At 67.6% G+C, this 24,507-nt stretch carries 25 protein-coding genes; 19 read left to right on the plus strand and 6 right to left on the minus strand.

All coding sequences use genetic code 11. The features are described from left to right. The 11 genes from FBT96_RS19125 to FBT96_RS19175 all read left to right on the plus strand — a co-directional run. Positions 1-351 (plus strand): NifB/NifX family molybdenum-iron cluster-binding protein (locus FBT96_RS19125; protein ID WP_283234951.1); only part of this gene is annotated, 351 nt, incomplete at its 5' end. 9 nt (positions 352-360) lie between these two features. Next, positions 361-1,098 carry a 4Fe4S-binding leucine-rich repeat protein gene (locus FBT96_RS19130; protein WP_136909478.1) on the plus strand — a complete coding sequence of 246 codons (738 nt, stop codon included), beginning with the start codon at positions 361-363 and terminating at the stop codon, positions 1,096-1,098. Between the two features lie 3 nt (positions 1,099-1,101). Further along, positions 1,102-1,455 (plus strand): nitrogen fixation protein NifZ, encoded by a 354-nt coding sequence (locus FBT96_RS19135; RefSeq protein ID WP_136909480.1) that lies wholly within the window; start codon positions 1,102-1,104, stop codon positions 1,453-1,455. Further along, entirely contained in the window at positions 1,452-1,664 is a 213-nt protein-coding gene (gene nifT / locus FBT96_RS19140) for a putative nitrogen fixation protein NifT (protein ID WP_074552340.1), read from the plus strand. Before FBT96_RS19135 ends, nifT begins: the two co-directional genes overlap by 4 nt. Positions 1,665-1,666: 2 nt before the next feature. After that, entirely contained in the window at positions 1,667-2,500 is an 834-nt protein-coding gene (locus FBT96_RS19145; protein WP_136909482.1) for an SIR2 family NAD-dependent protein deacylase, read from the plus strand. Positions 2,501-2,659: 159 nt separating this feature from the next. Continuing rightward, positions 2,660-2,866: a TOBE domain-containing protein gene (locus FBT96_RS19150; RefSeq protein WP_023923708.1), complete on the plus strand. Its 207-nt coding sequence runs from the start codon at positions 2,660-2,662 to the stop codon at positions 2,864-2,866. A gap of 127 nt (positions 2,867-2,993) precedes the next feature. After that, the gene (locus tag FBT96_RS19155; RefSeq protein ID WP_136909484.1) at positions 2,994-3,959 is read left to right on the plus strand and encodes an NAD(P)H-binding protein; all 966 of its coding nucleotides are present in this window, start codon (positions 2,994-2,996) and stop codon (positions 3,957-3,959) included. 87 nt (positions 3,960-4,046) lie between these two features. Then, positions 4,047-4,520: a peptide-methionine (R)-S-oxide reductase MsrB gene (msrB, locus tag FBT96_RS19160; RefSeq protein WP_136909486.1), complete on the plus strand. Its 474-nt coding sequence runs from the start codon at positions 4,047-4,049 to the stop codon at positions 4,518-4,520. Positions 4,521-4,523: 3 nt separating this feature from the next. After that, positions 4,524-6,332 carry a redoxin domain-containing protein gene (locus FBT96_RS19165; protein WP_136909488.1) on the plus strand — a complete coding sequence of 603 codons (1,809 nt, stop codon included), beginning with the start codon at positions 4,524-4,526 and terminating at the stop codon, positions 6,330-6,332. A 10-nt stretch (positions 6,333-6,342) separates the two neighbouring features. Next, positions 6,343-7,011, plus strand: a complete 669-nt coding sequence (gene msrA, locus FBT96_RS19170; protein WP_136909490.1) for a peptide-methionine (S)-S-oxide reductase MsrA — start codon at positions 6,343-6,345, stop codon at positions 7,009-7,011. An 87-nt stretch (positions 7,012-7,098) separates the two neighbouring features. Further along, positions 7,099-8,514, plus strand: a complete 1,416-nt coding sequence (locus FBT96_RS19175) for a cytochrome P450 (protein WP_136909492.1) — start codon at positions 7,099-7,101, stop codon at positions 8,512-8,514. A 6-nt stretch (positions 8,515-8,520) separates the two neighbouring features. Here the strand turns inward: FBT96_RS19175 and FBT96_RS19180 are convergent, their stop codons facing one another. Further along, a complete protein-coding gene (locus FBT96_RS19180) occupies positions 8,521-9,276 on the minus strand; it encodes a Crp/Fnr family transcriptional regulator (RefSeq protein ID WP_136909494.1) in 756 nt (251 codons plus the stop codon). Between the two features lie 196 nt (positions 9,277-9,472). Between FBT96_RS19180 and FBT96_RS19185 the strand changes: the two genes are divergently transcribed. Beyond that, positions 9,473-10,873, plus strand: a complete 1,401-nt coding sequence (locus FBT96_RS19185) for a cytochrome P450 (RefSeq protein ID WP_136909496.1) — start codon at positions 9,473-9,475, stop codon at positions 10,871-10,873. Between the two features lie 9 nt (positions 10,874-10,882). Here FBT96_RS19185 and cydC read toward each other — a convergent pair whose 3' ends face one another. Continuing rightward, positions 10,883-12,544, minus strand: coding sequence for a thiol reductant ABC exporter subunit CydC (cydC, locus tag FBT96_RS19190; protein ID WP_136909499.1), 1,662 nt, complete (start codon positions 12,542-12,544; stop codon positions 10,883-10,885). Then, the gene (locus FBT96_RS19195; protein WP_136909501.1) at positions 12,541-14,235 is read right to left on the minus strand and encodes an ABC transporter ATP-binding protein/permease; all 1,695 of its coding nucleotides are present in this window, start codon (positions 14,233-14,235) and stop codon (positions 12,541-12,543) included. The genes cydC and FBT96_RS19195 overlap by 4 nt, the downstream gene beginning before the upstream one ends. 158 nt (positions 14,236-14,393) lie before the next feature. On the opposite strand from FBT96_RS19195, the gene FBT96_RS19200 reads away from it, so the two are divergent. From FBT96_RS19200 to FBT96_RS19225, 6 genes are all read left to right on the plus strand, one after another. Next, complete coding sequence (locus FBT96_RS19200; protein WP_136909503.1) at positions 14,394-15,092, plus strand: energy-coupling factor ABC transporter ATP-binding protein; 699 nt, start codon at positions 14,394-14,396, stop codon at positions 15,090-15,092. Further along, a complete protein-coding gene (locus tag FBT96_RS19205) occupies positions 15,086-15,718 on the plus strand; it encodes an energy-coupling factor transporter transmembrane component T family protein (RefSeq protein WP_136909505.1) in 633 nt (210 codons plus the stop codon). The genes FBT96_RS19200 and FBT96_RS19205 overlap by 7 nt, the downstream gene beginning before the upstream one ends. Continuing rightward, the gene (locus FBT96_RS19210; protein ID WP_136909507.1) at positions 15,708-16,280 is read left to right on the plus strand and encodes a biotin transporter BioY; all 573 of its coding nucleotides are present in this window, start codon (positions 15,708-15,710) and stop codon (positions 16,278-16,280) included. The genes FBT96_RS19205 and FBT96_RS19210 overlap by 11 nt, the downstream gene beginning before the upstream one ends. Before the next feature lie 184 nt (positions 16,281-16,464). Beyond that, a complete protein-coding gene (locus FBT96_RS19215) occupies positions 16,465-17,262 on the plus strand; it encodes a UDP-2,3-diacylglucosamine diphosphatase (protein ID WP_136909509.1) in 798 nt (265 codons plus the stop codon). Further along, entirely contained in the window at positions 17,259-18,371 is a 1,113-nt protein-coding gene (locus FBT96_RS19220) for a ceramide glucosyltransferase (protein WP_136909511.1), read from the plus strand. Before FBT96_RS19215 ends, FBT96_RS19220 begins: the two co-directional genes overlap by 4 nt. Positions 18,372-18,374: 3 nt before the next feature. Next, positions 18,375-19,046, plus strand: coding sequence for a glycosyltransferase family 2 protein (locus FBT96_RS19225; RefSeq protein WP_136909513.1), 672 nt, complete (start codon positions 18,375-18,377; stop codon positions 19,044-19,046). Positions 19,047-19,057: 11 nt separating this feature from the next. Here FBT96_RS19225 and FBT96_RS19230 read toward each other — a convergent pair whose 3' ends face one another. The 3 genes from FBT96_RS19230 to FBT96_RS19240 form a co-directional block, all read right to left on the minus strand. Beyond that, positions 19,058-20,266, minus strand: a complete 1,209-nt coding sequence (locus FBT96_RS19230; protein WP_136909521.1) for an ROK family transcriptional regulator — start codon at positions 20,264-20,266, stop codon at positions 19,058-19,060. Between the two features lie 151 nt (positions 20,267-20,417). Further along, positions 20,418-21,710, minus strand: coding sequence for a crotonyl-CoA carboxylase/reductase (gene ccrA / locus FBT96_RS19235; protein ID WP_136909515.1), 1,293 nt, complete (start codon positions 21,708-21,710; stop codon positions 20,418-20,420). A gap of 180 nt (positions 21,711-21,890) precedes the next feature. Further along, complete coding sequence (locus tag FBT96_RS19240) at positions 21,891-22,223, minus strand: hypothetical protein (protein ID WP_136909517.1); 333 nt, start codon at positions 22,221-22,223, stop codon at positions 21,891-21,893. Between the two features lie 208 nt (positions 22,224-22,431). Here FBT96_RS19240 and FBT96_RS19245 point away from each other — a divergent pair, with 208 nt between their 5' ends. After that, positions 22,432-24,405 (plus strand): protein meaA, encoded by a 1,974-nt coding sequence (locus FBT96_RS19245; protein WP_136909519.1) that lies wholly within the window; start codon positions 22,432-22,434, stop codon positions 24,403-24,405. The last annotated feature ends 102 nt before the right edge of the window (positions 24,406-24,507 follow it).

A 24,507-nucleotide genomic window follows, 5' to 3' on the forward strand; every position in this document is an offset into this window, starting at 1 on the left:
CTGGTGGCGGTGACGACCCAGGGCGGCGGCCGGATCAACCAGCATTTCGGCCATGCGACCGAGTTCCAGGTCTTCGAGGTCGACGCGACGGGGGTGCGCTTCGCCTTTCACCGCCGCTGCGACAACTACTGCGTCGATGGCGGTGGCGCCGAGGACCGGCTCGACCGGGTCATCGCGACGCTTGACGGCATCGACACGGTTCTGGTCGCAAAGATCGGCGACTGCCCGCGCGAGGGCCTGGCCGCAGCCGGCATCACCGCCCGCGACACCTGGGCCCATGACTACATCGAGCCCGCCATCCTTGCGCTCTACCGCGAAAGAATGACCCAAAAACAAGCCATTACCGCGTAAGGATCAGGCATGCCCGAAGGCCCCGAACCGCTCGACTGGACTGGCAAGGCGCTGGAATGCGGCGCCTGCCGGTTCCGTGACCGGCTGGACAGCGGGCAATGCGGGCTGGGCTGGTCCTGCCTGAATGATCGCTACGCCAAGCGGATCGAGCGGTTCTTCACGCTCAACCCGGAACTGGCCGATGAAAACCTGAACCATCCCTATTTCGAAACCCGGGTGCAGGCGGCGCGGACGGCCTCGGTGTTCCGGCTGCCGCGGCTTCTGGCCGACGAAGACCCGGCCGTGCGCGGCATGGCGGTGTTGCGCCTGCCCGCCGCCCATGCGGAACGGCTGATCCACGACCCCGACCGCGCCGTGCGGATCGCCGTCGCGCATCGGTTGCCGCCGGGTGGGCTGCTGCCGATGCTGCAGGACAAGGACGGCCATGTCCGGCTGATCGTCGCCCGGCGGGCCGAGCCGGGGATGCTGCCGATGCTTTGTGCCGACCCCGATCCCGAGGTCCGCGCCGAGGTCGCCCGCCGCATCGACCCCGCTTTTCTTGACCGCTTCCGCACCGATCCCGAGCCGCTGGTGCGGCGGGTGGCGGCGCGGCGGCGGCCCGGGCTGTTCGTGACGGATGACGACATCCGCGTGCGCCACACCGTTGCCGAGGAAGGCGGGCGCGAGGAATTGCGTCGCCTTGTCGCCGACCCCGAAGACATCATCCGCGAGACCGCGATCCAGCGGCTTGCCCATATGAAGGAGTGACCCATGTCGACCGACGACCGTGAAATCGAGGTCTACCGCGCCCCCGCCTACCGGCCGGGCGACAAGGTGATCGCCCGCAAGCAGGTGAAGAACGACGGCACCATGGCCGGGTTCGAGATCGGCGACATCGTGGTGAAAAAGGGCGACGTCGGCTATGTCCGCGACATCGGCGTGTTCCTGTCGCAATTCTACATCTACGCCATCGACTTCATCGAGCGCGGCTCGATCGTCGGCATGCGCGAAAAGGAAATCAAGCCGGTCGGGACCCTTGCCGCGCGCGAGGCCGAACGGTCGCTGCAATCCCATATCGTGACCCGCGACAGCTTCGCGCAAAGTGCAAAGGAACTGCCCCGATGAAAGTGATGATCCGCGAAACCGCCAAGGGCATCGAAGCCTATGTGCCGAAGAAGGACCTTGAGGAGATGGTGGTCGAACAGGAGAAACCCGGGCTTTGGGGCGGCTGGGCGAAGCTGGCCAATGGCTGGGTCTTTGCCATGCCCGCCTTCGACACCCCGCCGCAGCTGCCGGTGACGGTCGAGGCGCGCAAGATTTCCGACGAGGAGTGAGCATGACCGGTATCGCGCTTCTGGAAACCGTTATGGCCGAGGTGGGGGCGGGCCGCCGCATCGCCTATCTCGGCCCCGAGGTCTCGGCCTTGTCGGGCGGGCAGGCCCCGGGCACCACGGCCGAGCTGTGCCGCAGGCTGGAAGCCGAGGTCCGGGTGCCGCGCCGCGCCGCGGGCAATCTGTGGTCGGTGGCGCAATATATCGAAAGCCGGAAATTCCGCGCCACGCTGGATGCGCTGGTGCGCAAGGCGTTCGTCGGCCGCCCCGACCGGCCCAATCCGGTGCATGACTGGCTGGCGTCGCGGCGGGTGCCGATGGTCGTCGACACCTGGTATGACGAGGGCCTCCTGCGCGCCTTCGGCCCGGGCGACGGCGATTGGGGCCATGTGCAGGGGATCAGCCGGGCGGGGACGCATTCCGACGCTTTCACCGCCGCCTTCGACAGTTTCGGTGAAGCCGTCGCCGTCGCCGATCCGGCGTGGACATCGCTGATCTACAAGCCGCATGGCCTCGTGCGGATGGGGTCTTCGTTCCTTCTGTCGGACGCCGATTACGTCGAGGTGCTGACCGAGATCGACATCCAGACCCCGATCCCCGAAGAGGTGCGCGAACGCCGCACCGGACGGCCGTTCCTGTTCCTGGGCTGCCGTTTCGATGACCAGCTGTTGCGCATCTACGCCCGCCAGATCGCCAAGCGCTCGGCCCCCGGCCATGTCGCGGTGATCCCCGGGCCGCTGACGAAGATGGAGGAGAAGTTCCTGGAAGAGCTGCAGATCCGCCGTCTTGACCTGCCGCTCTCGGCGCTGACCGACCTTCTGACCGTGCCCGAGGGTTGAGCGCGCGTCCCGCCACCGGAAGGGGAGCCATGCGATCTGCGCATGGCTCCGATATGTAAATTCTTCTCATATTGTCAAAGAGGTAGCAAAGGTTAACACTGGCCTTGCCGCAAGAAATTGGCAAAAATCGACTCAATCGTTCCGGGAAAGGACCCCCCGATGAAACTCAGCGCACGCAATATTCTGGCGGGCAAGGTGACCGCTGTCGAGACCGGCAATGTCACCACCCATGTCAAGATCGACATCGGCGGGACCATCGTCACCGCCTCGATCACCAATGAAGCCGCCGCCGATCTGGCGCTGAAGGTCGGCGACGAGGCCTGCGCGATCATCAAGGCTTCCGACGTCATCGTCGGCAAGAACTGATCGACCCATCAAGGCGGGGGGCGCAGGCCGCGGGGTCTGCGCCCCCTTGCTTTGGCCCTGCGCCAAACTGCATCTGGCCGCGCCCGTGCATCCTGCTAAGGTGCGGGCGCGAAAAGGGGGCCTTGCGATGAACGATCTGAAATACCGTGTTCTTTTGCTGGGGGGCACCGGCACCATCGGCCGCGCCACCGCCGCGGCGCTGCTGGCGGCGGGGCATGGCGTCTGGGCGCTGGTCCGTCCCGGGACCGATCCGGCGAAGCTGCCCGGCTGCACGCTGATCGAGGCCGACGTGAGCCATCCCGACACCGTCGCCCGGGTGCTGAAAGATCATCCCTGCGCGGCGATCGTTTCCTGCCTTGCCTCGCGCACCGGCCTGCCCGCCGACGCCTGGGCGATCGACGACCGCGCCCATGCCCATGCGCTGGAAGCGGCGATGGAGGCGCGGGTGCGCAAGTTCGTGCTTTTGTCCGCGATCTGCGTGCAAAAACCCTATCTGGACTTCCAGAAGGCGAAACTGGCGTTTGAGGCGCAGCTGCGCGGCTCGCCGCTCGAATGGTCGATCGTGCGGCCGACGGCGTTTTTCAAATCGCTTTCGGGGCAGATCCCGCGGGTGCAGGCGGGCAAGCCCTTCCTGGTCTTCGGCGATGGCCGCATCACCGCCTGCAAGCCGATTTCCGATGCCGATCTGGGGCGGTTCATCACCTCGTGTCTCAGCGACCCCGAGAAGGTTCGCAAGGTGCTGCCGATCGGGGGCCCCGGGCCTGCGATCACGCCGCTTGATCAGGCGGCGATGCTGGAACGGCTGACCGGCAAGCCGGTGAAGATCCGGCATGTGACGCCGAAGCTGATGGATGCGATCGTCGGCGTGCTGACTGTCTTGGGGAAATTTTCCCCGAAGCTGGCGGGCAAGGCCGAGCTGGCGAAGATCGGGCGTTATTATGCCTCGGAATCGATGCTGCTCTGGAACCCGGTCAAGGGCTGCTATGATGCCGATGCCACGCCCGAATATGGCGCCGAGCGGTTCGAGGATTACGTCGCCGCGATGCTGCGCGGCGAGATCGCCGATGACCGCGGCGATCACGCGATCTTTTAACGCATTCACGAAAGCTTTGGCCGCCGCCCCGTGACGGCGGCCGTTAGCGCCCTAACTGGCTTGCAGGAGCAAGCTGCGGAGGAGCGCATGAACCGGAGACATCTTCTTCTTTCGGCCGGTCTGGCGGCCGTCGGGCTGGCGACGCACAAGGCCGCGGCCGAAAGCTTTGCGGTCGTGCACAGCGACGAGGAGTGGCGCAAGCTCTTGTCGCCCGAGGCCTATTCGGTGCTGCGCAAGGAGGGCACGGAATATCCCTACACCAGCCCGCTGGAGCAGGAACACCGCAAGGGCACCTTCGCCTGTGCGGGCTGCGCGCAGCCGCTGTTTTCGTCCGAGACGAAATTCGACAGCGGCACCGGCTGGCCCAGTTTCTACCAGCCGATTGCCGAAACCGCGGTGGGCACCCGCCTTGACGGCGCGCTGATGATGACCCGGACCGAGGTGCATTGCGCCCGCTGCGGCGGTCATCTGGGCCATGTGTTTGAGGACGGCCCGCCGCCGACCGGGTTGCGTTACTGCATGAACGGGGTGGCGATGACCTTCACCCCCGCGGCGGCCTGAGCGATGGCGCTTGTCCTTTTGGCCTGGCTGGGCGGGGTGCTGACGATCCTGTCGCCCTGCATCCTGCCGGTTTTGCCCTTCGTCTTCGCGCGTGCCGGAAAACCCTTTCTGACGAATGGCTTGCCGATGCTTGCCGGAATGGCGCTGGCCTTTGCCGCGGTGGCCAGCCTTGCCGCCGTGGGCGGCGGTTGGGCGGTGGCGGCAAACGGCTGGGGGCGGGGGCTTGCGCTTGTCCTTCTTGGCCTGTTCGGGCTGATGCTGCTGTTCCCCGCGCTGTCGGAACGTCTGACCCGGCCGCTCGTCGCGCTGGGCAACCGCGCTTCGGGGCGGGGCGAGGGGGTCTTCGGCTCGGCCGCTCTGGGCGTGGCCACCGGGCTTTTGTGGGCGCCCTGCGCCGGGCCGATCCTTGGCCTGATCCTGACCGGAGCGGCGCTGAACGGGGCAAGCTTCGCGACGACGGGGCTTTTGTTCGCCTATGCTTTGGGTGCGGCGACGGCTTTGGCCGTGGCGCTGCTGGCCGGGGGGCGGGTCTTCGCGCTGATGAAGCGCGCTCTGGGCTTTGGCGAGGGGCTGCGGCGTGGGCTTGGCGCGCTGGTTCTGGCCGGTGTCGCGGCGATTGCCTTGGGTCTGGATACCGGGCTGTTGACCCGGCTTTCGACCGCCTCGACGAACCGGCTGGAAGCCGCGCTGCTGACCCGTCTCGGCCCCGAGGGCAGCGCGGTGATGCAGGCCGCCCCGGCGATGACGGGCGGGCCGGCGATGATGGGCGGTCCCGCGATGACCGGGGGGCCCGCGATGATGGGCGGTCCTGCGATGACGGGCGGGCCCGCGATGGTGGCAAAGGGTCAGCCCGAGGCCCTGCCGATCGAAGGCCAGATGCCCGATCTGACCGGCGCGGTGCAGTGGCTCAATTCGCCGCCGCTGACCGCCGCCCAGTTGCGCGGCAAGGTCGTGCTGATCGACTTCTGGACCTATTCCTGCATCAACTGCCTGCGCGCGCTGCCGCATGTGCAGGCGTGGGATGCCGCCTATCGCGACAAGGGGCTGGTGGTGATCGGCGTGCATGCGCCCGAATTCGCCTTTGAAAAGAACCCCGCCAATGTCGAAAAGGCGGTCCGCGATCTGGGCATCACTTACCCCGTTGCGCTCGACAACGATTATGCGCTCTGGCGGGCGTTTTCGAACCGCTACTGGCCCGCGCATTATTTCATTGATGCCAAGGGGCAGATCCGCCACCACCATTTCGGCGAGGGCGGCTACGCGCAGTCCGAACAGGTGATCCGCAGCCTTCTGGCCGAGGCCGGGGCCCGCCCCGACACGACGGCGCAGGTGCAGGCCGCGGGGGTCTCTGCCCCCGCCGACATGCGCGAGGTGTTCTCGCCCGAGACCTATCTCGGCCATGCCCGCGCCAGCGGCAACATCAATGCCGAGGGGCTGATCGCCGATCAGCCGCACCGCTACACCGCGCCCGAGCCGCGGCTGAACGAATGGGCGCTGGCGGGGGACTGGACCGTGGGCGCCGAGGCCGCACGGCTGGATGCCCCCGGTGGCGGCGTGACGATGCGCTTTCACGCCCGCGACCTGCATCTGGTGCTGGCGCCCGGGGCCGCGCCGGTGCCCTTTACCGTGACGATCGACGGCCAGCCCCCCGGTGCCGATGCCGGGCTTGACGTCGATGCCGCGGGCCGGGGCATCGTGACCGAGGACCGGCTCTATCAGCTTTACCGCGCCAAGGGGCCCGTCACCGACCACCTGTTTGAAATCCGCTTCGACGCCCCCGGCGTTCAGGCCTTTGCCTTCACCTTCGGATAAAGGATCGCCCATGCGCCGCCTTGTTCTTGCCCTTGCGCTTGCCCTTGCGCCCCCCGCCTTGGCCGAGGAAGGCCGGGTGATCCCGCCGCCCGCTGTCAATGAAACGCCGCTCTCCGGCCCCGAAACCGCGATCTTCGCGGGCGGCTGCTTCTGGGGCGTGCAGGGGGTGTTTCAGCATCTGAACGGCGTGATCAGTGCCACCTCGGGCTATGCGGGCGGCACCGCGGCGACGGCGCAGTATGATCAGGTCTCGGGCGGCGACACCGGCCATGCGGAAGCCGTGCAGGTGGTCTTCGACCCCAAGCAGATCAGCTATGGCGAGCTTTTGCATGTGTTCTTTTCCGTCGCGCATGATCCGACGCAGCTCAATCGGCAGGGCCCCGATGTCGGGCCGCAATACCGCTCGGCGCTGTTTCCCATGACCGAGGATCAGGCGCGGATCGCGAAAGCCTATATCGACCAGCTGGGCCGCGCCCGGGCCTTTGACGCCGCCATCGTCACGCAGCTGGACCCCGGTGCCGCCTTTTACCCGGCCGAGGCCTATCACCAGAACTTCCTGACCCTGAACCCCGATCACCCCTATATCGCCACGGTGGACAGGCCGAAAATCGCCGCGCTGGAGCGGATCTTCCCGGGCGCGTGGCGGGCCGAACCGGTGCTGCTGCCTGTCGCCGACTGAGATCGCAGCATCGACTTGACGATGGTCACCAAGCCTGCGCCTGCTTCGTGCCACAAGGGGCCGAAGCATGCCAAGGTGAGAGACCCGATGAAAGACGCCGCCGACCGTTCCGCCGAAGCGCCGCAATGCCCCTTTGCGCATCGCCGCCCGGTCAAGCCCGCACCGCGCCCCGAGCGTGTCGGCCCGCGCGACTTCTTTCGTCTGATCCGGCAGGACATCCTGGCCGTGCAACCGGCTCGGATGTTCCGCGCCTGGATGGCCGAATTTCACTCGCCCTTCTTCACCTCGTTCCTGTGCAACGACCCGGATCTGGTCGATCTGATCCTGACCCGCCGCCCCGAGGATTTCCCGAAATCCTTGCGGCTTTTCGAGGGGCTGACGCCGCTTCTGGGCCATTCGATCTTCATCACCAACGGGCCGGAATGGGAACGCCAGCGCCGGATCATCGACCCGGCCTTTGATGGCGGCCGCACCAAGGACGTGCTGCCCGCGATGTGGGATGCCGCGCTGTCGGGCGTCGAGCGGCTGAAACCGCTTGCCGATGGCCGCCCCGTCGACGTCGAGGGCCAGGCCAGCCATATCGCGCTGGACGTGATCTTCCGCACGCTGTTTTCGATCCCGGTCGAGAACGCGACGGCGAATGCGGTTTTCGATGCCTTCCGCGCGCATCAGGCCTCGCGGCCGATGGTGAACACGGGCACGCTGTTTTCCCTGCCGCGCTGGCTGCCGCGGCTGCGTTTTGGCGCGACGGCGAAGACGGCGAAACAGATCCGCGGCTTCATTTCCGGTCTGGTCGAGGCCCGCGCGGCCGAGATCGCCGCGGGCACCGCGCCCGACGATCTGGCGACGCGGATCATGTCCACCCCCGACCCCGAGGATGGCAAGTGTTTCAGCCCGGGCGAGATGGTCGATCAGGTCGGCATCTTCCTTTTGGCCGGGCACGAGACCGGGGCGGCGGCGCTGGCCTGGTCGCTGTATCTGATGGCGCTTTACCCGGACTGGCAGGACCGTCTGGCCGAGGAAGCCGAGGCGGTGATCGACATCGACAAGATCTACGCCTCCTCGGTGCCGCGGCTGAAACTGGCCCGCGCGGTGTTTCGGGAATCGATGCGGCTTTACCCGCCGGTGCCGATGTATCTGCGCGAGGCGGTGCAGGAAGAGACCTTCCGCGGTCGCAAGGTGCCCAAAGGCGCGCTGATCGTCGTCAGCCCCTGGCACCTGCACCGGCACGAGCGGATCTGGAAGGACCCCGACGATTTCGATCCCACCCGCTGGGACACGCCCGAGGGGCGCGAAAGTTCGCGGCTGGCCTATGTGCCGTTCTCGGCCGGGCCGCGGGTCTGCCCCGGGGCCGGTTTCGCCATGGCCGAGGGGCCGCTTCTGCTCGCCATGATGCTGAAGCATTTCCGCGTCGCGCTGGTGCCCGGGCGCGAGCCGATGCCGGTGGCGCAGCTGACCGTGCGCGGCCGCGACGGGATCTGGCTGGCGCTCACCTCGCGCTGAGCGGCGTCAACGCAGCCGCTGCACCAGCAGCCGGACCTCTTCGCGTTCGGTCTCGGAACATTGCGCCAGCAGATCGCCCGGCACCTGCATGCAGACCTCGCGGCCGGAAAAGCGGAACACGCCGTCTTCCTCCAGCCGCTTGATCAGCCGCGACATCGTTTCCCGCTGCACCCCGATCAGATCAGCAAGGTCCGAGCGCGTCATCGGCAGCTGCATCCGCATCTCGGCGCCGATGCGGGCGCCGTGCCGCGCCATCAGCCAACCGAGCAGCTGTTCCAGCCGGTCCTTGTTCGAGGTGGTGGCCGCCGCGATGATCCGCGCATGGCTGCGGTCGATTTCCGCCACCGCGCGCACCATCAGCCGCTCCAGGATCGCGGGATTGTTGCGCAGAAGCTTTTCCGCGCTGCCCCGCGCCACGGTGCAGACCCGCGCGGGCATCAGGGCCCGGGCCTCGGTCTGATGCTCGCCATGGCCGAGGAAGGACCGGAAGCCGACGATCTCGCCCGGATAAGCGAGCCGCATCAGCGTCGAGGAGCCGTCCGCATTGTGGCTGCGCAGCGCGATCAGCCCTTTCGAGACGCAAAAGACGCCCTTGTTGCGGCTGCCCTGTTCGAACAGCACCTCGCCCGCGGCGACATCGCGGCGGGAAAAGCCGCAGGCCAGCACCGACACGCCGCCAAGGCCCACCGGGTTCCACAGGCTCTTTTCGTAAAAGAGGCACTTCCCGCAGGGATGCGCCGGGGGATCGAGGGCGTCGAGCATGAACGAACGGCCTTTGCGGCGGAGTGGGGTCGCATGACTTTACGCGTCTTTCCCGGCGTGGGCGAGTGCGACCCAAGGTATCACGGGGCGGACAAGGGCAATTTCCTGTGATAGCCGTCACTGACAAGCCCGAAACCTCTCCGGATACCCGACCGATGGCCCCGCAGCCCCCCAGACGCAGACCCGGAGAGCGCCGATGACCGATGAAACCGCCGCCGCGCCGCCCGCGGTGACCCTGCCGCCGAAACCGCAAGCCCGTCAGGGCAAGGTCTCGCTTCTGGAATATCTGCGGCTGTTTCAGCGCGACATCCTTTCGGCGCAGCCCGCGCATCTGTACCGGGCCTGGATGGCCGAGATGAAGACGCCGTTCTTCCGGTCCTTCCTGTGCAACGACCCCGAGCTGGTGCACCGGGTTCTGCGCGGCTCGCCGCATGATTTTCCGAAATCCGAGCGCATCCGCTTTGGTCTGAAACCGCTGCTGCGCGACAGCGTTTTCATCACCAACGGCGCTTTGTGGGAACATCAGCGCCGGATCATCGACCCGGCTTTCGAGGGTGGTCGGCTGCGCGAGGTCTTCCCGGCGATGTGGGACAGCGGCGTCGCGGCGGTCGACCGGCTGCGCGCGAAAGCCGATGGCAAGCCCCTGGAAATCGAGGCGGAAACCAGCCATGTGGCGATGGATGTGATCTTCCGCACGATGTTCTCGATGCCGATCGAGCATGAAATCGCCCAAGCCGCCTTCGAGGGGTTCCGCGCCCATCAGGCGGCGCATCCGGTGGCCAATCTGGCGGCGATCCTGCCCTTGCCGAAATGGTTTCCCGCGTTCCATTCGAAACAGACGCGCGACACCGCCCGGGCGATCCGGGCGCTGATCGGGCAGCTGGCGACGATGCGGGCGAGGGAGATCGAGAACGGCACCGCGCCCGACGATCTGGCGACGAAGATCATGACGACGCCCGACCCGGAAACCGGCCGTGTCTTCGAGACCGAGGAGATGGTCGATCAGGTGGCGATCTTTTTCCTGGCCGGGCACGAGACCTCGGCGGCGGCGCTGGCCTGGTCGCTTTACCTGCTCGCCACCCATCCCGACTGGCAGGAGAAACTGGCCGCCGAGGCGACCGAGGTGCTGGGCGATGACGTGCCGGTGTTTTCCGCGATCAACCGGCTGAAACTGTCGCGCGCGGTGTTCCGCGAGGCGATGCGGCTTTACCCGCCGGTGCCGATGTTCGTGCGCGAGGCCGCCTGCCCGATGACCTTCCGCGGCCGCAAGGTGAAAAAGGGCGCGCAGATCATCGTCAGCCCCTGGCACCTGCACCGGCATGAACGGATCTGGGACAATCCCGACGCTTTCGACCCCGGCCGCTGGGAGACCGAAAACGGCAAGGCCGGGCTGCGCGACGCCTATGTGCCGTTTTCCGAGGGGCCGCGGGTTTGCCCCGGCGCGGCTTTCGCCATGGCGGAAGGGCCGCTCTTGCTGTCGATGTTCCTGCGCGCCTTCCGCTTTGATCCGGTGCCGGGCGCGGTGCCGATGCCGGTCGCGCATCTGACGGTGCGGTCCGATGCCGGGATCAGGCTGACACTGACCCCCCGCGGCTGAGCGGGGGGATCACTCGGCCAGATGCAGCACCCGGTCGGCCAGATCGGCATCGGGGCTGCGGTGGCTGACGAAAACGATCCCGGTGTCCGGCAAGAGCTTGCGGATGCCCTGCAGTGTCGCCTTGGCCGTCGGCGCATCCAGCCCCTCGGTCGGCTCGTCCAGAAGCAGCACCTTGGGGCGGCGCAAGAGCGCCCGCGCCAGTGCCAGCCGCTTCGCCTGACCGCCGGAAAGCCCCGATCCATGCGGGCCGAGAGCCGTCGCCAGACCCTCGCGCGCCTGCAGCGCGGCGGCCAGATCGACCGCCTCCAGCACCTGCCAAAGCTGCGCCTCGTCGACCGGCTGGCCCTCGGGCAGGGCCAGCGCCAGGTTCTCGGCCACGGTTCCCGCCAAAAGCGCCGAACGTTGCGGCACCAGCGTCAGCCAGGAGCGCAAAAGCTCCTCGGACCAATCCGCAAGCGCCACGCCCGAGAGCAGGATCTGCCCCGAGACCGGCGCCGTCAGCCCGGCCAGCGTGGCGAGCAGAGTGGATTTGCCGACGCCCGAGGGGCCGGTGATCAACAGCGTCTCGCCGCGGATCAACTCGAAGCTGACCGGCCCGAAACTGTCGCGCTGCGCGCCATGGCGGCGGTGGCGCAGCTCGGTGACGCAGAGCAGCGGTTTTTCCGGCAAGGGCAGCGGCACCACCTGCGGATCGGGGCGCGGCGGCGTGTCGGTCAGGCGCAGCACCCGTTCGGCCGCGCCCTGCATCCGGCCCCATTCGGCCAGGCCCCGGCGCAGCGCGCCCAGACTCTCGGCGAGCGCCAGCGCGACGAAAAACCCGATCGCGGCGCGCGCGGGCGAAATCAGCCCGGCCTCGGCGGCACTGCCACCCAGATAAAGCGCGGCGGCCGCGGCCGTGCCCACCGTCAGCGCCAGCGCCGAGGAGGATTGCCGTTCGATGTCATCCAGCCGGTTGCGCGCGGTCTGTTCCGCCTCCACGGTCTGCAGCGCCACCCCGGTCAGCCGGTCAAGCGCCCCCGCCACCGCCAGATCGGCGCGGTTGCGCATCAGATCAAGGCCCGCGGCGCGCAGCCCCTGCAGCCCGGCCTCGGCGGCGGCGGCTGGGCGATGCGCGATGCGGGCGGTGACCACCAGAACCAGCGTGCCGCCCAGCGCATAGATCAGCGCCACGGCCAGCGCGGCGGCGGGGGTGACCAGAAACCAGATCGCCAGCGTGCCCGCCGCCAGCCCCGCCACGGCGGCGCAAAGCGGCAGCACAAGGCGCAGCATCAGCCCGTCGAGCGCGTCGATATCCGAGGTGATGCGGTTGAGCGCCTCGGCGCCGCGCAGGCGCGATTGCACCTCATGCGGCAGCCGGGTGATCCCGGCATAGACCGCGCTGCGCATCCCCGCCAGCGCGCGCAAAGTGGCGTCATGGGTCAAAAGCCGTTCGCCATAGCGCGCCATCGCCCGGCCCAGCGCCAGAAACCGCACCCCGGCCGAGGGGCGGAAGAAATCGAAACCGACGACCCCGGCGATGCCCGCGGCGGCGGCGGCGGTGACGAACCAGCCCGACAGGCCCAGAAGCGCGACGCCCATGACCAGAACCGTCACCATCAGCGCAAGGCCGCGCAGAAAAGCGGTGCGTTCGGCTTCGGACAGGCGACGTGCCAGACGGAAAAGCGCGATCATGTCCGGTCCTCCGCATCGTGACCCAGGGTGATGACGCGATCCATCGCGGCGATCACCGCGGGGTCATGGCTGGCAATCAGCAGCGCCGCGCCGCCATCGCGCAGCGCCATCAGCCCGGCCAGAACCGCCTGCGCGGTTTCGGCATCCAGATCCGCGGTGGGCTCGTCGGCCAGGATCAGATGCGCCTGGGCGTGATGGGCGCGCGCCAGCATCAGCCGCCGCGCCTCGCCGCCCGAAACCCCGCCGCCGATGTCGCCGAGCGGCGTCGCCAGACCCTCGGGCAGGGCGGCGATGATTTCCTCGGCATGGGCGGCCCGCAGCGCCGCAGCAAGATCGCCCGGACGGCCCAGGGTGATCGCCTCCGACAGCGGCGCGGCGATGAATTGCGGCGCCTGCGGCAGCCAGCCCATCCCCGCCCGGATCGCATCGGCGCTGTCCTCGGCCAGCACGGTTTCGCCCCAGCGGATTTCGCCCGCATCGGGCCGGATCAGCCCGGCCAGCGCCGCGATCAGCGTTGATTTCCCGGCGCCCGAGGGGCCGGAAATCGCCACGGCCTCGCCCGGGGCGACCTGCCCGTCGGGCAGCGCGATCGGCGCCGCCCCGGGGCCCGGCCGCAGCGTCAGCCCGGCCCAGGACAGCACCGCAGGCGGCAGCGCCGTGGCCGCAGCGCCCGTGCCCATGATCTGGCCTTCCTCGGACAGCATCGCCTTGGCGGCCTTGAGCTCGCCCGCGACGGCAAAGGCCGAGGCCCGGTCATGCCAGGCCGCGGCCAGATCGCGCATCGGCTGGAACATGTTCGGCGCCAGCATCAAAAGGAAGATCCCCCCCGCCGGATGCAGCGGCGTGCCCCAGGAGCCCCAGGTGATCTCGCCCAGCAGGTTGAAGCCGACGTAAACCGCGACCAGCGCGACGCCCAGCGCGGAAAACAGCTCCAGCACGGTCGAGGACAGGAAGGCCACCGTCAGCACCTTCATCGTCCGCGCCCGCAGGATATGGAAAACGATCGACAATTCGCGCCCCGCCCGGTCTTCGGCGCCCAGCAGCCGCAGATCGGCGCTGGCGGCGATGCGGTCGGCGAGCGTGCCGTTCAGCGTGCCCAGATGCGCCATCTGCCGCTCGGAGGCCTGCTGCGCCGCCATGCCGATCAGCGCCATGAAGACCGGAATGAGCGGCCCGGCCACCATGAAGATCACCGCGACCACCCAGGACAGCGGCGCCACCAGTGCCAGAAACACCAGCGGCACGATGCGCGAGCGCGTCATCGCCGGGGTGAAGCGCGAGACATAGGGGCCAAGCAGCGCCAGTTTCTCGCCCGCAAGGCTGGCCAGCTGCGCCGGGGCAAGGCCGGTGGCGCGGGCATCCAGCCGGGCGGCCTCGGTCAGCAGCCGGGCGCGTTCGGCCGCCACCAGCGTCGTCGCGGCCCGGTTGGCGCGGGCCTGCGCCGCCGCATCCAGCCCGGCGCGCAGCAGCATTACGAAGACGAAGCCAAGCGCCGCCTGTGGCACGCTGAGGCTGGCGGGCGGGGCGACAAGCCCCCCCAAAGCCAGCGCGACCAGCGCCGCCTGCGCCGCCCAGAGCACTTCGGAAAGCGAGGCCAGCATCCCGGCCGAGCGCAGCTGCTTCGACACCGGGGCGGTCAGGCGGGCCAGTTCGGCCTTGGCGTCAGCGGGAGAAAGACAGGTTTCGGTCATCGAGCCTTCGGTCTTGTGCCTTTGTCGGGCGATGGGTCAGGATCGGCGACATGATTCCGACCACCACGGCCAGCCTTATCACCCCCGCCGCGCAATCTCCACCGCTTCGCGGTTGACCTTGCGCCGCCAAGCGGGCAAGGCAGCAGCCGGAGGCCATGATGCAGGCAATCGATATCGGACATGTGACGCTGGACCGCGACGGGACCGAGGTGTTTTCCGACCTGACCCTGCGCCTGACCGAGCGGCGCATCGGCATCGTCGGGCGCAATGGCGCGGGCAAATCCTCGTTGATCCGGCTGATCACCGGGCTGGTGGCGCCGCAAAAGGGCCGGGTGGTGGTGAACGGCGTCGATGTGGCCGCCGACCGCGCCGGGGCGCTGGGCACGGTGGGGCTGTTGTTCCAGAACCCCGATCATCAGATCATCTTTCCGGTGGTGCGCGACGAGATCGCCTTTGGCCTTGAGCAGAAGGGGCTCAAACGCGCCGCGGCGCTGGCCCGGGCCGAGGCCGTGCTGGCGGCGCAGGGGCGCTCGGACTGGGGCGACCGGCTGTGCCACACGCTGTCGCAGGGGCAGCGTCAGCTTCTGTGCCTGATGTCGATCCTGGTGATGGAACCGGACTGGATCCTGTTCGACGAGCCCTTCAACGCGCTGGACCTGCCGACCGCGCTGGCGATCGAGGCGCGGATCGCGGGGCTGGCGCAAAATGTCGTGCTGGTGACGCATGATCCGTCGCGGCTGACCGGGTTTGACCGCGTCCTGTGGCTGGAGGGGGGCAAGATCGAGGCCGACGGCCCGCCCGCCGAGGTGCTGCCGCGTTATATCGCGGCGATGCAGGCGCTGGCGCGGGCATGCTGAGCCTGGCGCTGCCCTATCGCACCTGGGCGCATCGGCTGCCCGCGGCGGTGAAATTCGGCCTGCTCGCGGTGGCGATGATCGGGCTGATGCGGATCGGCAGCATCTGGGGACAGGGGGCGGCGGTGCTGGTCGTTGCGGGCCTGACCGCCAGCCTGGGCCGCGGGGCGATCCGGCAAAGCCTGGTGACGTTGCGTCCGCTGGTCTGGATCGTGGCGGTGATCCTGCTCTGGGATACGGCGCAGGGGCGCTTGCAGCTGGGGGTGGTGTTCGGTCTGCGGGTGCTGGCGATGGTCGGTCTGGCCAATCTCGTCACCCTGACGACGCCCCTGCCCGAGATCGTGGCGCTGATCGAACGGCTGGCGCAACCGCTTGCGCGGTTTGGGATTTCCCCGCGTGTCCCGGCGATTTCGGTGGCTTTGGTGATCCGCTTCGTGCCGGTCCTGCGCGCCCGTCACGACAGCTTGGCCGAGGCCTGGCGGGCCCGCTCTGCCCGCAAGCCGCGGGTGAAACTCCTTGCGCCATTGACGTTTTCGCTGCTTGACGATGCGGATCATATGGCCGATGCCTTGCGCGCACGCGGTGGATTGGCCCTGCCGCGCAAAGGGAGAGACACAGTTGGAACGTAACGTGACCCTGATCGGGCTTTTCGCCGCGCTGATCGTCGCGCTTGGCTTCGTGCCCGCGATTCCGCTGGGCTTTGGCGTGCCGATCACGCTGCAATCGCTGGGCGTGATGCTGGCGGGCGCGGTGCTGGGCAGCTGGCGCGGCGCGCTGGCGGTGCTGCTGGTGCAGGCGCTGGTGGCGATCGGCCTGCCGGTGCTGGCGGGCGGCCGCGGCGGCCTTGGCATCTTCGTCGGCCCCACCGCGGGTTTCCTGATCGGCTGGCTTCCGGCCGCCTTCGTCACCGGCCTGATCGTCGAGCGCCTGCGCCGGGTTCCGGTCGCCCTTGCCGCCGGGATCGGCGCGACGCTGGGCGGGATCATTATCATGTATGCGCTGGGCATCCTCGGTTTCTGGCTGGTGAAGAACGCCGGGCTGACCCCCGAAGACGCGCCGATGAGCCTTTGGGCCGCGACCGCGATCATGGCGCCCTTCATCCCGGGCGATCTGATCAAGGTGGTGGTGACGGGGCTGGTCGCGCGCACCATCGCGCAATACCGCCCCTCGGCGCTGCTCGCCCGCGGCTGAGCCCGTCCAACGTCGGAAATCGCCCGAAGCCGCCGCGCTTCGGGCGTTTTCATGCGCTTTGCCTGCCGCTGCGACAGCCTGTCGCTGCATTGCGGCGCCGCGTCATGAAATCTTCGTGAAGCTGCAACGGAAGCGTCGTTCCCGGTTGTTGATAGTGACAACGCATCGACAACGGGGAATGATCATGTTCGACGCTTCCGCTACCCGTCTGCGCCGTCGTTACCGCAGCCTCTTTCTGTCCGATCTGCATCTGGGGGCGCGGGGCTGCCGCGCCGCCGAGATCCTTGCGTTTCTGGACAGTGTCGAGGCCGAGACGATCTACCTTGTCGGCGATATCCTGGATGTCTGGCACCCCGGCCGGGTGCATTGGGGCGGGCTGCAGGATGCGATCTGGACCGAGCTGGGCAATCGCGCGGGCACCGGCACCCGCGTCGTCTATCTGCCCGGCAACCACGATGCGCCGCTGCGCGAGATCGCGACCGGCCGCTTTGACCGCTTCGAGCTGACCGACAGCCTGACCCATGTCGCCGCCGACGGCACCCGTTATCTGGTGCTGCACGGCGATCAGGTCGATGCGCGGATCTTCCGCTTTCATGTCATGACCCGGATCGGCTCGCGGCTGGATGCGGCCCTGCGCGCGGTCGATCACGCCTTGCGCGGGCTGCGGCCTTCGGCCAAGCGCGGGATTTTCGAATGGGCGATCTGTGGCGTCAATGCGCTGATGATGGTCGGCAACGGCTTTGAAAAGCGTCTGGCCGCGATGGCGATCACGACCGGGCACGACGGGGTGATTTGCGGTCACTTCCACAAGGCGGCGCTGCGGCAAAGCGGCCCGATCACCTATGCCAATTGCGGCGATTGGGTCGACAGCCGGACCGCGCTGGTTGAAACCTTCGACGGCGCACTCCAACTTGTGGAATGGCGCGCCGAGGTTGAAGCCGCCCCGGCCCGTCAGGGTCTGATGGAGGAAGTGGACGCATGATCGCCGAAACACTGGCCGGGTTTGCCGGTCTGGCCGCCGCCCTGCATGTCTCTTCTGCCGCGCTGACGGCCTGGCGCTATCGCGGCCCGGCGCCCGCGCATCGGCCCGCCAACCCGCCGCTGGTGACGCTTTTGCGCCCGGTCTGCGGGCTGGACACGCATGATGCGGAAACGCTGCGCTCCTCCTTTGAACTCAGCTATCCGAACCTTGAAATCATCTTTTGCGCCGCGGTCGAGGAGGATCCGGCGGTGGCGCTTTTGCGCGCCCTGATCGCCGAATATCCGTTGGCGCGGGCGCAGCTGCTGATTGGCGAGGATCGGATCACCGGCAACCCCAAGCTCAACAATCTGCAAAAGGGCTGGACCGCGTCGCGGGGCGAGATCGTCGCGATGGCGGATTCGAACCTGCTGTTGCCGCACGACTATATCGAGCAGATCCTGGCCACCTTCCGCCCTGATACCGGGCTGGTCACCTCGCCCCCCGTCGGCATCCGCGCCGAGGGGATCTGGGCGGCGCTGGAATGCGCGTTTCTGGACGGGTTTCAGGATCGCTGGCAGCTGGCCGCGGACAGTCTGGGCAACGGTTTCGCGCAGGGCAAGACGCTGGCCTGGCGGCGCGACGTGCTGGAAAACGCGGGCGGTCTGGTCGCCTTGGGCCGCGATCTGGCCGAGGATGTCGCCTCGACCAAGGCGGTGCGGGCGCAGGGGCTGAAGGTGCGGCTGACGCGGCGGGCCTTTACCCAGCCGATCGGCAAGCGCAGCTTTGGCCCGGTCTGGAAGCGACAGCTGCGCTGGGCGCGGGTGCGGCGCGACGGCTTTCCGGCGCTGTTTGCCGCGGAAATCCTGCTTGGGCCCTTCGTGCCGCTGGCCGCGCTGATCCCGGCGCTGGGCCTCTGGACGGGGGCGGTGGCGCTGCCTTTCCTCGCGCTCTGGTATGGCGTCGAGGTGGCGATGAACCGCGTCGCGGGCTGGCCTGCGCGGCGGATCGACATTGCCGCGATGGTGCTGCGCGATCTTTTGCTCGCCCCGCTCTGGGTCGCCACCTGGCGGTCGCGCGGGTTTGAATGGCGCGGCAACGCGCTGGCGCCCGGGCAGGAAGTGAAGGCGTAAGCCATGGGCGTTTCCTGCATCATCCCCGCCTATAACGAGGCCCCGCGCATCGCCGCCGTGCTGCAAACCGTGGTCGGCCATCCGCTGATCGACGAAGTGATCGTCGTCGATGACGGCTCAAGCGACGGCACCGCCGCGGTGGCGGCGCAGGTGCCGGGCGTGCGGCTGATCCGGCAAAGCCCGAATCGCGGCAAAAGCTGGGCGGTGTCGGTCGGCATCGAGGCGGCCCGCCACGAGCTGATCCTGCTTCTCGACAGCGATCTGCTGGGCCTTGCGCCCGAGGCGATCGCCGCGCTGATCGCGCCGGTGCAATCCGGGCGGGCCGATGTGGCGATCTCGCTGCGGGGCAATGCGCCCTGGCCGTGGCGGCTGATCGGGCTTGATTACATCTCGGGCGAGCGGGTGCTGCGCCGGGCGCTGATCGGTGATCCGCAAGCGCTGCGGGCGCTGCCGCGCTTCGGGTTGGAGATGCACCTGAACCGGCGTCTGATCGCGGCGCGGGCGCGGATTGCCATCGTGCGCTGGCCCGGGGTGGCGAGCCCCTGGAAAGGCGTCAAACGCGGGCGTCTGGCCGGAATTCTGGCCGATATCCGCATGCTGGCCGACATGTTCCGCACCGTGCCCGTGCACCGGGCGCTTGCGCAGATCGTCGCGATGCGGGGCTTGGCCGCCTGATCGCGTCGTCCCTAGTCGCGATCGGGCACATCCGGCAGCGCGGCGAATTCGACCAGAAACTTCGCCGAAAGCGGCAGGCTGGCCGCCCCCAGCGCGCGGGCCTGCGGCCCCGCCGTGCCCGCCAGAATCCGCGGCCGCGCCATCCCCGACAGGTCGATGCGATCAAGTTCCGCCTCGATCGCCGCGATCAGCCGGGTGCGCAGCCGCTCCGGCAGCCAGCCGTCGATCACCATCGCCGTGAGATCGCACAGGGCCCCCGCCGAAGCCGCGACATGGGCCAGGCCCTTGGCCGCCTCGGCCAGCCAGGGGGCGACGATCTCTTCGTCCAATTCCCAATCCGGGGCGGATTCCCACAGGAAGGCGCCGCTTTGCCCCCGAGCCGCCAGCGCCCGTTCCAAAGCCGAAAGCGAGGCCACCTCGACCAGCTGCCGCGCGCCGCCCTTGCCGTCGGGCACCGGGGTCGAGGCCAGCGCCCCGGCATTGCCGCTGTGCCCGGCAAACATCGAGCCGCCCAGCACCAGCCCGCCGCCGACGAAGAAGCCGAGGAAGGCATAGACGAAATCCTTCGGCAGGCGGCCCTTGCCGAAAACCAGTTCGGCATTGCAGGCGGCCGAGGCGTCGTTTTCCAACAGCACCGGCCAGGGCATTTCCAGCGCCAGCTCGGCGCGGATATCGCGGTGGCGCCAATCGTCCATCGCGTTGAAGGCGAGGCCAAGCGTGCCCGCCCAATCCCAGAGCTGGAACGGCAGGCCGATGCCAAGCCCTTGAATGCGCTTGTACAAATCCTCGGGCAGCGGTTCGGTCAGTGCGCTGACCGAGCTGCGGGCAAAGTCCAGCACGCCATCGGGGGTCGGGTAGTCATGCCGCATCACCCGCGCGCCGCGGACCTGGCCGAGGAAATCGATCAGCACCATCTCGGTCCGGCGCCGCCCGACCTTGAGGCCCAGAAACAACGCGCCTTCGGGCGCCAGCGACATCGGCACCGTGGGCTGCCCGACCTTGCCGCGCACCGGCGCCTGACGGGTCAGAAGCCCCGCGGCTTCCAGCCCGCGCATGATCACCGAAACGGTCTGCGCCGAAAGCCCGGTCAGCCGTGCGATTTCGGATTTCGCCAGCGCGCCGTGGCGGCGGATCAGCGACAGCACCAGCCGCTCGTTGCGCGCCCGCATCGCCGAATGGTCGGTGCCGATCTTCGCGCTGTCCGCCTCGTCCCTGACCATCCGTTGCACGACCGCCCCCCGCTTCGCCTGAGCATGACGCGGAGGATGGCGCCGGTCAAGGAATACCTAAACAATGTTGATTTAACGCATGGCGGATATGCAAAACCCGCGCCCGAAGGCGCGGGTTGCGGAGGAGGTCGGGGGGCGTGCCTTACGCCTTCGGACCGGCTTCCAGCGCGTCTTCGAAGGTGCGCAGCCCGGTCGTCGGCGCCTGCACCAGCACCGCCATGTTGCCCGGCTTGTGCTGGTTGCGCAGCATTTTCGTATGCGCCTTGGGGATTTCCGCCCAGGGGAAGACCTCGGACATGCAGGGGTCGAGCCGCCGTTCCAGCATCAGCCGGTTCGCCGAGGCCGCCTGTTTCAGATGCGCGAAGTGGCTGCCTTGCAGGCGCTTCTGGTGCATCCACATGTAGCGCACGTCAAAGGTGCAGTTGAACCCCGAGGTGCCGGCGCAGATCACCACCATGCCGCCCTTTTTGCACACCAGCGAGCTGACCGGGAAGGTCGCTTCGCCCGGATGCTCGAACACCATGTCGACGTTCACGCCCTTGCCGGTGATGTCCCAGATCGCCTTGCCGAACTTGCGGGCCTCTTTCAGCCAGTCGTTGTATTCCGGCGTGTTGACCTTGGGCAGCTGGCCCCAGCACTTGAAATCCTTGCGGTTGATCACGCCCTTGGCGCCCAGACCCATGACGAAGTCGCGCTTGTCCTCGTCCGAGATCACCCCGATCGCATTGCCGCCCGCCGCGTTGATCAGCTGGATCGCATAGCTGCCCAGACCGCCCGAAGCGCCCCAGACGAGCACGTTCTGACCGGGCTGCAGGTCATGCGGCGCATGGCCGAACAGCATCCGGTAGGCGGTGGCCAAGGTCAGCGTGTAGCAGGCCGATTCCTCCCAGGTCAGGTGCTGCGGACGCCGCATCAGCTGCTGCGCCTGCACCCGGGTGAACTGGGCGAAGCTGCCGTCATGGGTTTCGTAACCCCAGATCCGCTGGCTGGGCGAGAACATCGGATCGCCGCCGTTGCATTCCTCGTCGTCGCCGTCGTCCTGGTTGCAGTGGATCACCACCTCGTCGCCGACCTTCCAGCCCTTGACCTTGGAGCCGACCTTCCAGACGATCCCCGACGCATCCGACCCGGCGATGTGATAGGGCTGCTTGTGGCCGTCAAACGGGCTGATCGGCACGCCAAGCCCCGCCCAGACGCCGTTGTAGTTCACGCCCGCGGCCATCACCAGAACCAGCACCTCATGGCTGTCGATTTCCCAGGTCGGCACGACCTCGACCTGAAACGACTGCTCGGGCTCGCCGTGACGCTCGCGGCGGATCGCCCAGGCGTACATGTTCTTCGGCACATAGCCCAAGGGCGGCATCTCGCCGATTTCGTAAAGGTCTTTCTCGGGCGCCTCATAAGGCGCGATGCCGGTGTTCTGATCGAGGGCCATCAGCGTCTCCTGTTTTCGCCGCGGTGCAGAATCAACGCGGGGTCCGAGGAGTAAATAAACTTGGCTACGCAACAATGCAATTGGTGACGTTAGGTTTTTGTAATTTTATGACCGAGCGAACGCAGCATTTCCGAGACAGACGGCCGCACCCAAGGCGCGGCCGCCGCGGGCCCCGCGGCCTCAGTTGTAGGTGAAGGTGCTGACTTCGCAGACGTTCACGTTCTGGCGCACCAGTTCGTCGCCGTCTTCGAAGACCGCCTTGAAGTCGAATTTGCAGTAACCGGATTGATCGTTGAAATTGATGTCCACCGACGAGCCCGAGGGCAACACGTCATTGCCGAGGATATCTTCCTCCCAATTGTCGGATCCGGTGTTCGATCCGTAGAATTTCACCATGGTGAAGCCCGTGTTGTTCACGATCGTCACATGACGGTTCAGCGCCCAACCCGGCGAGGCAATCGACCCCACGACGGCCGCAAAGGCCAGCGCGGTCACAATTCTTTTGTGCAACATGTTCGTCCCCCTGTGTGGATGGCGTCCCGCGCCATCGCGGCAAGGATGACAGAAACGTGATCGGCGGCAAGCGCTGTGTTGAAACGCCGCGCAGATTTTCCGTCCCGTCTTGCCGCACTGCGGCGAATTGACAGAGACACATTCTTTCGCCTATCAGGTCAATAAAAGCAACATTCTTGCGAAACCAGAATCGACGCCGGAGGCCGCCATGACCGAGACGCTCAAGCCCAAGAAGGATCACCCCTGGCTGTTCCGCACCTATGCGGGTCACTCGACGGCGGCGAAGTCGAACGCGCTTTACCGCACCAACCTGGCCAAGGGGCAGACGGGTCTGTCGGTGGCCTTCGATCTGCCGACGCAGACTGGCTATGACAGCGATCACGTGCTGGCGCGCGGCGAGGTGGGCAAGGTCGGCGTGCCGGTCTGCCATCTGGGCGACATGCGGGCGCTGTTCGACCAGATCCCGCTCGAGCAGATGAACACCTCGATGACGATCAACGCCCCGGCGCCGTGGCTCTTGTCGCTTTACATCGCCGTCGCCGAGGAACAGGGCGCCGATGTCTCGAAGCTGCAGGGCACGGTGCAGAACGATCTGGTCAAGGAATATCTGTCGCGCGGCACCTATATCTGCCCGCCGAAACCGTCCCTGACGATGATCACCGACGTCGCGGCCTATACGGCGCAGAACCTGCCGAAATGGAACCCGATGAACGTCTGTTCCTATCACCTGCAGGAGGCGGGCGCGACGCCGGAACAGGAGCTGGCCTTTGCGCTGGCCACCGGCATTGCGGTGCTCGATGACCTCAAGGGCAAGGTTCCGGCGGCGGAATTCCCGGCGATGGTGGGGCGGATTTCCTTCTTCGTGAATGCCGGGATCCGGTTTGTCACCGAGCTGTGCAAGATGCGCGCCTTCACCGAGCTGTGGGACGAGATCTGTCTGGACCGCTACGGCATCGCCGAGGAAAAATACCGCCGCTTCCGCTATGGCGTGCAGGTGAACAGCCTTGGCCTGACCGAGCAGCAGCCGGAAAACAACGTCTACCGCATCCTGATCGAGATGCTGGCGGTGACGCTCTCGAAGAATGCGCGCGCGCGGGCGGTGCAGCTTCCGGCCTGGAACGAGGCGCTGGGCCTGCCGCGGCCCTGGGATCAGCAATGGTCGCTGCGCATGCAGCAGATCATGGCCTATGAAACCGACCTGCTGGAATATGGCGATCTGTTCGACGGCAATCCGGTGGTGACGGCGAAGGTCGAAAGCCTGAAAGCGGGGGCGCGGCAGGAGCTGGAAACGCTCGACGCGATGGGGGGCGCGATCGCCGCGATCGACTACATGAAGGCGCGTCTGGTCGACAGCAATGCCGCCCGTGTCGGCAATATCGAGACCGGCGAGACCACGATCGTGGGCGTGAACCGCTGGACCGAGGCCGAGCCCTCGCCGCTGGTGGGGTCGGATGGCGGCATCATGACCGTCGATCCGGCAGTGGAGGCCGATCAGATTGCCCGGCTGCAGGCCTGGCGGGCGTCGCGCGATGCGGTGGCGGTGGCGGTGGCGCTGGAACAGCTGCGCGCCGATGCGGCGGCGGGGCGCAACATCATGCCGGCCTCGATCGCGGCGGCGAAGGCGGGGGCGACGACCGGCGAATGGGCGGGGGTGATGCGCGCCGTGCATGGCGAATATCGCGGGCCCACCGGGGTCTCGCGCAGCCCGTCGAACCGCACCGAGGGGCTGGATGACATCCGCGCCGCGGTCGATGCGGTGTCGTCGAAACTGGGGCGGCGGCTGAAGTTCCTGGTCGGCAAGCCGGGGCTCGACGGGCATAGCAACGGCGCCGAGCAGATCGCCTTCCGCGCCCGCGATTGCGGCATGGACATCACCTACGAGGGCATCCGCCTGACGCCCGAGCAGATCGTGACGCAAGCCGCCCTCGAGGAGGCGCATGTGATCGGCCTGTCGATCCTGTCGGGCTCGCATCTGCCGCTGATCGCCGAGGTGATGGAGCGGATGCGGGCGGTGGGGCTTGACCATATTCCGGTCTGCGTCGGCGGCATCATCCCCGAGGAAGACGCGGTGAAGCTGAAGGCGATGGGCGTGGCCCGGGTCTATACGCCGAAGGATTTCGAGCTGAACCGGATCATGATGGACATTGTCGCCCTGGCCAGTCCGGAGACGGTCGCCGCGTGATCTGTGGAGGGGGGGGGGGGGGGGGCCCCCCCCCCCCCCCGGATAAAGTTAGAAATTAGAAAAAAAACATAAAAAAATCAGCAAAAAAAACACACCACCCCA

Origin of the sequence: Rhodobacter capsulatus (assembly GCF_005144475.1) — a bacterium.
GTDB lineage: Bacteria > Pseudomonadota > Alphaproteobacteria > Rhodobacterales > Rhodobacteraceae > Rhodobacter > Rhodobacter capsulatus_C.